Origin of the sequence: Pseudonocardia sp. D17, from assembly GCF_036984265.1 — a bacterium.
In the GTDB taxonomy this organism is placed as follows: domain Bacteria; phylum Actinomycetota; class Actinomycetes; order Mycobacteriales; family Pseudonocardiaceae; genus Pseudonocardia; species Pseudonocardia benzenivorans.
Window position 1 is genome coordinate 1 of record NZ_BPRG01000024.1, and the last position, 6,323, is coordinate 6,323.

Consider the following 6,323-nt stretch of genomic DNA (forward strand, 5'->3'; position numbering starts at 1 on the left):
CCATGATCGACCGCCTCGTCCACCACGCCGAGGTCCTCACCCTCACCGGCGACTCCTACCGCACTCGCGCCCGCCGCGAACTCCTCGCCAAAGACCGAACCAGCGACTGACCCGCCCCAGGGTGGTCACTTTTCAGGCGTCGTTTCCCGCTCAGGTTTCAGCCGCCGTTGACACGCCTTCCCTCCCCGTCGCTCCCAAAGCCGGCCTGGCAGTTCGAAAACCCACCCGCACCTGGCTCCGCGGTGGTCGCACTTGATCGGTTCAGGAGGAGGGTGCAGCCCCACGCCATCCCACCAACGTCCGTAACCTACTGTCCTGCTACGGAGATAGTCGGTCGATGCGGGCTCGTGCGCTGGCTCCGCGGTGGGAGGTGTTGTCTGAGCCGGCTATCGCGAACCTCCCCCCGGAAGGACGGCGCAGCGAAGACAAGCGAGTCGGGCGTGCTGCGCTCGCCGACCGACCGTACGGGCATGCCCCGCGGGAGCGTACGCTGGTGGGGGCTCAGCGCACCGGCGCGTCGTGCTGGCGAGGGGAGGCCGACTGCAGACCGCGGTCGCCGCGCCGGGCTACTTCCGACTGGAGCGGGCCCGCGAGCGCCGGTCCCGCCGGCTCCCCGGCAAGGCCAATCGGGCTAGCGGACCTGCACTACGGGTTGAGGGACTGGTAGGTCGGGTCGAACAAGGCGGCCGGCCGCCGGTCCAGCTCTGGCCTCCAGGGGCCCATCCCGCGCCCGGCGCGGGCTCGGCCATCCCAATGATCAGCAATCGCAGGCCGACGCGCCCTCGCTCGACCGGGTGGCTCTGTCGACGAGGTGGCGCACGTGGCCGCCAAAGTGGCCGGTTGCCGTACCGTCGATGCTCGCACTTGAGCTGGGGGGCAAACCGGTGCCAACGGATGCATGACTCTGGCACGGGACAGCCGGTGAACAGGTATGGGCTGTGTCGGGCTCTCCGGAAACCACTGGCCGTTGTAGAGCTGCGCGTCTGGCGCGAATGGCGCAGTACGCTCGCCGTTGTCGTCGAGAACATCGGGAACCGGGTCAAGGGTGCCCGCGTCATCGTTACTGACGCATTGCCCATCGGGGGGCTCGGTTGGTGGAGTAGAAGGCTGCGCTGTCAGCAGACCGCGCCTGTGTAGGATAGCCAACGCAGCCGCCGAGAGCGCCCCGATGGCGATCAGCACGGCCCAGGGCACCGGAGCCGCCCCTGCGCCTCTGGCAAGGTCGAGTGCCCACCCTGTGCCGAGATTACCGAGAAGGATCCCGACACCACAGACAGTGTTGTAGAGGCCGTAATGCGTCGCGACGAGGCGTCCTTTGGACAACGCGACGATCGTGTCCATTTCGAATGGGAAGACCACCGCCGTTCCCAGTGCCAGAATGGCTGCGGCCAGCAGCAGGCACACGGTAGCCAAGACAGTCCCCGCAGTGCTGCGGGCGAGGGCTGGCAGCACCGCCAGCAGTGCTTCGCCGAGCAGCATCGGTACGAAGGCGAGCGCGAGAACGAGCAGTCCGCGGCTGAGGGCCAGTCCGGGGCCCCACCGGCGCCGGCACCACGCCGTGACCCCCATTTGAGCGGTGATCGTGACCCCGCCAGACACGGCGAACACCGCGGCGACCAGCACCGTTGGGTCCACCGCTGTCGCGATCGCCCGAGCCTGCAGGGGCAGCGCGAGATACACCTGGTACGACAATACGTACGAGCCAATCATGGCCAGCGAGAACAACAAGAAGCCACGGCTCGAGGCGACGCGGGCCCACTGACGGAGAACCGAGGAGGGCTCACCGCGGGCCGCCGTCGAGTCAGTACTAGCTTCCTGCTCATCGCCGCGGCGGGCCGGCAGAGCACGCAACTGCAGCAGGGTGAGCAGCGCGAACACGCCTGCAGCGACCAGACAAGTGATCGAAAACGCCAAACCCGTCAGGGCGAGGCCGACGAGGGGCCCGACCAGGATGCCTGCCTGGTAGAAGACACTGAACAGTGCGAACGCCTCGACTCGGCGCTCGCGCGAGTCCTGAGCGAGGTATGCGCGCACGGCCGGGTTGAACAGAGCCCCTGCGAATCCCGTCGCCGCCGCCGCCGCGATCAAGGCCGGGACATTGTCGACCAGCCCCAGCAGGGCGAACCCTGCGGTGCGCAACGCGCAACCCGCGACGATGAGCGGCTTGTAGCCGTACCGATCGGCCAGGCTGCCGCCGATCAGGAACATCCCCTGCTGGGAGAAGTTGCGGACGCCGAGGATGAGCCCGACCAACCAGGTAGCCAACCCGAGGTCCTGGGAGAGGTGGTCGGCCAGGTACGGGATGAGCATGTAGAACCCGACGTTGATCGTCAGCTGGTTGAGCAACAGCAGCTGTACCGACTGCGGGAACGACCGATACTGGCTCAACGTCCGCATCAAGACGGGGTCCCACCCTCTGCACGCGGGTCGATCACGGTCGAGCACCGGGTCCAGCGCTCCACGACTCGCTCACGCGGGTGGTCGAGTTCATCTGGTTCGCGAGCTGGCCGGTGACCGAGGAGCCCACGGCGCTCGCAGTAGTCGTCGTTGAAGACCGTGTCGAAGTAGCGCTGAGGGCCGTCGGGAAACACCGCCGCGATCCGAGTGCCGGGCGCCGATGACCGAGCCAGCCATCCCGCGACGAGGCCGACGGCACCAACGCTCCAGCCTCCGCTGGCGTAGCTGGCCGCGGCCATGGCGCGGCACGACCACACGGCTTCGGCGGGGGCGACCCAGTGGACCTCATCGAATGCCTGGTAGTCGACGTTGAGCGGGTGGATGCTCGATCCCAGACCGCGCATAAGGCGTGTTCCAGCCGGCTGCCCGAAGATCGTGGAGCCCACCGTATCGACACCGACTACCCTCAGCCTCGGACTGAACTGGCGTAGGCTCCGGGCAATCCCAGCCGAGTGGCCTCCCGTGCCGACCGAGCACACGAGTACGTCGACATCGCCGAGCTGGTGGCGCAGCTCGTGGGCAAGCGGTCGGTAGGCCTCAACATTGTCCGGGTTGCTGTACTGGTCTGGGCACCACGCGTCGGGTTCGGCGTCGAGCAGAGCTTGGACCCGGTCGCGACGAGCTTGTTGCCATCCGCCGACCTCGGCGGGACGATCAACGGTGACGACTTCAGCCCCGTATGCGCGCAGCAGCCTATACATCAACGGTTCCATGCCGGGGTCGCTCACCAACGTCACCGGGTGACCGTGCGCGATCCCGGCCAGAGCCAGGCCGAGGCCTAGTGTGCCGCTGGTCGATTCAACGATGCGTCCCCCGGGGCGGAGTTCGCCGCGCTCACGTCCGCGTCGAACCATGTGCAGACCCGGCCGGTCCTTGATGCCACCGGGATTCGCCCCCTCAAGCTTGGCCCAGAACCCGCGGCCACCCCCGGTGAACGGCGCATCGATCCACACCACCGGAGTGTTGCCGACCGCGTCGCTGAGCCTGGGCGCACGGTGATGGATGAAAGCCGAGGGCGCGCTGACCGCAACATCGATATCAGTGATCATGCAGATGGACCTCGAAGGGCAAGGCGGCGCGAGCCCGCGCCGCGGGGAGCAATGTCGGCTAGGACGCGGCGGGGGTGGCCGCCGCAGCCTCATCTCTAGGTCCGCGCCACTTCCAACCGCTGAAGGAGGCATCGCCCGGCGAGCGGCTGGGCCACCGAGGCGTTGGGCCCTGGCTGTCCTTCGTCCGCCACTGAAGCAGACCGTGAGGCCACAACAGCTGCGATCGTGCGGGGCACCGCCCGATCCGAGATCCGCGCGCGGGGCGCCATCGCAACGTGATCAGACGTGTCATAACAGCCAGGGCCGTTGTGTGAGCTTTCGGTCACGGAGGACAACTCAACGGCACGACTGTGGAAACGACCGGAGGGGCCGCTGGCGCCCTCGGGCTTCGATGGCGCACCCGAGAGAGTGGGGAGGGAAGCCCGTAGGTAGACCGGTCGCTCGGCCGGTGTGCCAGGAGCGTGCGCGGCGGACGAGGGAGGGCCGGACGCGCCGGACCCGCCGCATGCGGCTGCAGGCAACACAAGCGCCAGCAGGACCATCACGAAGATCGCGTAGGTGCGGGGGAACCGGCTACCTCCCTCCGCTGTCCCGGATCCACTTCGACGAGTGCTCACAGTGATCGAACGATATCAGTCAGTGAGGAACCGTGGACGCCCTCCTACTATGCAAGTCCGTAGATACCCACTATCGTGCGACACAGGCAGGCAGCGTTTGCGTGACCCCGGAGGATGACGTGATCTGTTCGGCGACTGAGCCCGCCGACCCCCAGTCTCGCGTGCACCTCGAACCCACCCCGCTCGCTACCGAATGCACGCGGGCCGCTGCGGGTGTCGCTGGCGCGGTCGTCGGCGCGCCTGCGCGCGCCGAGCCCGTTTTCGAACGGCTCGGCCGCGGCGCGACCACCGGCATACTCATCACGGCGGCCGCAGGCATTCCCAGCGACGTCGTGCCGAATCCCATCTTCACACGCATGACACCGGTGCGGTGGTGGGACTATGCACTGATCATCGGCGCAGTGTTGCTCGGCGTGGTCTGGTCCACTGCCGCACCCGGTGCGCGCCGCCGGCAAGCGTACCGCTGGTCGACCTTCATCACTGCCCTCACCTTGCTTGCAGTTGGATGCCCATCGTGCAACAAGGCGGCTGTGGCCCTACTGGGAGACGTCGGCGCGCTGTCGACCTGGGGCTCGATTCAACCAGTCGTCGGTGTGACGACCCTCGTCATTGCTGGAGCTGCCCTCGTCTGGTTGTCGACACCTCGGAGAGCGCTGCGCGGCGAAGGTGCATGACCTCCAGGATGGGCCGGGCGCTCGGAACGATTGGGCGCCTGAGCCGGTTTGCAGCGGAACGATCGAGCAGAGGCGGCCGGTGGTTGTATGTCACGACGCGCGCTGCCTCCTGCGCAGCCGCCCTGCGGGGTGGGCTCAGCTCAGGCCGAGTCGTTCGAGCCGCCGAGCGCGCGCTTCAGCCGGTCCTGCTGCTCAACGGTCAGGCCCTCGGCGAACTGGAGAAGGACCAGGTCTGAGTTGCCGCCACGGACCATCGCCTCGCGCATGAGCTGCGCTGCATACCCTGCGCGAGTCATCACGGCGTGGTAGCGATGTGCGCGTCCTTCGGGGGTACGAGTCAGGTAGCCCTTCTCCACAAGATTCCCCATCGTGGACAGGATTGTGGTGTAGGCCAGGTCTCGTTGTGTGCGGAGCCGATCGACCATCTCGCGCACCGTGCCTGAGCCGCCGGCGGCCCACAGCTCGTTCATGACCACGCCTTCGAGAACTCCTAGCTGTCGCACCAGTCCCCCGGTCCATTTCCGGCCGACGAATCGACGGGCCGCGCCGTTCTGACCTCAGCAGCGTAGCGACCGTGCACCCAAGCTCAGCTACTATCTTCGTGCGTAGATCGTAGCTGGTCGAGCGCAGATCGAAGGGGTGCCATGCCGAAGAGGAAGCGAGCCGGCGCGCAGCCTCGACCAGACGGGACACTGCAAGGCTCGTCCGCTCCCCGGACCCACCCCGCGAGGGACTCCCGTGACCCCGCGTCCACACTTCGCGTGCAGTACCGGCGCTGGATGCTGAGGCGAATCGCGGGGTGGGCCGTCGCGGCCATAGGCGTGGTCATGATCGTCGTACATGTGGCGATCCATCTGGCGAACGTGCAGGTCATGAGCGGGCAGGACTTGCTGATCGGCTACCCCATGGGCGCCGTTCTGATCATCGTCGGGGTAGTGGTCGTGTCCCGGCGGTGACCGAACAGACCGGGACACAGGCCAGGCCCCAACCCGCGTTGAAGGCTGGAGGGCTCGAGCGCTCAGCCCGAACCTGAGCCGGACGAATTGGTCTTGCCACTGACTTTGCTTGCGGCGCGGGACGCGGACGGCTGAGCGATGGCGGTCACCGAGACAAACCCACTGGCTTGAGGCCGGGACCGTTCGACCTGGCAGGTCGAGGTGGGGTAGACCCGACGAAATCGTCTGGGGACGGCCCCGACAGCTCGGGTATGCGCCCCATCGTGACGCCGACCCCCACCCTCCATCCTCAGAGAACGACACGAGACGAGACGCGGCGGTACACCGGCTGCGGTACGGGGAGAGGTCGCCATGACGGTGATTCGGTTCCGCCGCAGTTCAACGAGGGCCGACTCTTCGTCGACCTCCCCACGATGTTGGGTGCGGGATGCTTTCGGCGGCAGTGCCCTCGATTCGCCCACACACGATGACATGGTGGCCCAACGATGAGCGAGATGCCCCCGTTACCTTCTTGATCAAGCCCGGTGAGGGCTTGCAGGCCACCGGCCACGGCATGACTCGTTGCCCCTG

Annotated in this window: 6 protein-coding genes; 3 read left to right on the forward strand and 3 right to left on the reverse strand. The window is 67.3% G+C overall.

The features are described from left to right. Window positions 1–2: 2 nt before the first annotated feature. Window positions 3–110 (forward strand): ATP-binding protein, encoded by a 108-nt coding sequence (locus PSD17_RS03445; protein ID WP_339121489.1) that lies wholly within the window; start codon window positions 3–5, stop codon window positions 108–110. Window positions 111–645: 535 nt separating this feature from the next. On the opposite strand, the gene PSD17_RS03450 is transcribed toward PSD17_RS03445, so the two are convergent. Next, window positions 646–2,397 carry an MFS transporter gene (locus tag PSD17_RS03450; RefSeq protein ID WP_339121480.1) on the reverse strand — a complete coding sequence of 584 codons (1,752 nt, stop codon included), beginning with the start codon at window positions 2,395–2,397 and terminating at the stop codon, window positions 646–648. After that, entirely contained in the window at window positions 2,397–3,506 is a 1,110-nt protein-coding gene (locus PSD17_RS03455) for a PLP-dependent cysteine synthase family protein (protein ID WP_339121481.1), read from the reverse strand. The genes PSD17_RS03450 and PSD17_RS03455 overlap by 1 nt, the downstream gene beginning before the upstream one ends. A gap of 718 nt (window positions 3,507–4,224) precedes the next feature. Here PSD17_RS03455 and PSD17_RS03460 point away from each other — a divergent pair. After that, window positions 4,225–4,797: a hypothetical protein gene (locus tag PSD17_RS03460; RefSeq protein WP_339121483.1), complete on the forward strand. Its 573-nt coding sequence runs from the start codon at window positions 4,225–4,227 to the stop codon at window positions 4,795–4,797. Between the two features lie 140 nt (window positions 4,798–4,937). On the opposite strand, the gene PSD17_RS03465 is transcribed toward PSD17_RS03460, so the two are convergent. Then, window positions 4,938–5,300 (reverse strand): BlaI/MecI/CopY family transcriptional regulator, encoded by a 363-nt coding sequence (locus PSD17_RS03465; protein ID WP_339121485.1) that lies wholly within the window; start codon window positions 5,298–5,300, stop codon window positions 4,938–4,940. Between the two features lie 258 nt (window positions 5,301–5,558). Here PSD17_RS03465 and PSD17_RS03470 point away from each other — a divergent pair, with 258 nt between their 5' ends. After that, the gene (locus PSD17_RS03470; RefSeq protein WP_339121487.1) at window positions 5,559–5,753 is read left to right on the forward strand and encodes a hypothetical protein; all 195 of its coding nucleotides are present in this window, start codon (window positions 5,559–5,561) and stop codon (window positions 5,751–5,753) included. Window positions 5,754–6,323 lie beyond the last annotated feature (570 nt).

Coding starts and splice junctions, on each gene's coding strand:
- PSD17_RS03445 (WP_339121489.1), top strand. CDS start 3: ATGATCGACCGCCTCGTCCACCACGCCGAGGTCCTCACCCTCACCGGC.
- PSD17_RS03450 (WP_339121480.1), bottom strand. CDS start 2,397: ATGCGGACGTTGAGCCAGTATCGGTCGTTCCCGCAGTCGGTACAGCTG.
- PSD17_RS03455 (WP_339121481.1), bottom strand. CDS start 3,506: ATGATCACTGATATCGATGTTGCGGTCAGCGCGCCCTCGGCTTTCATC.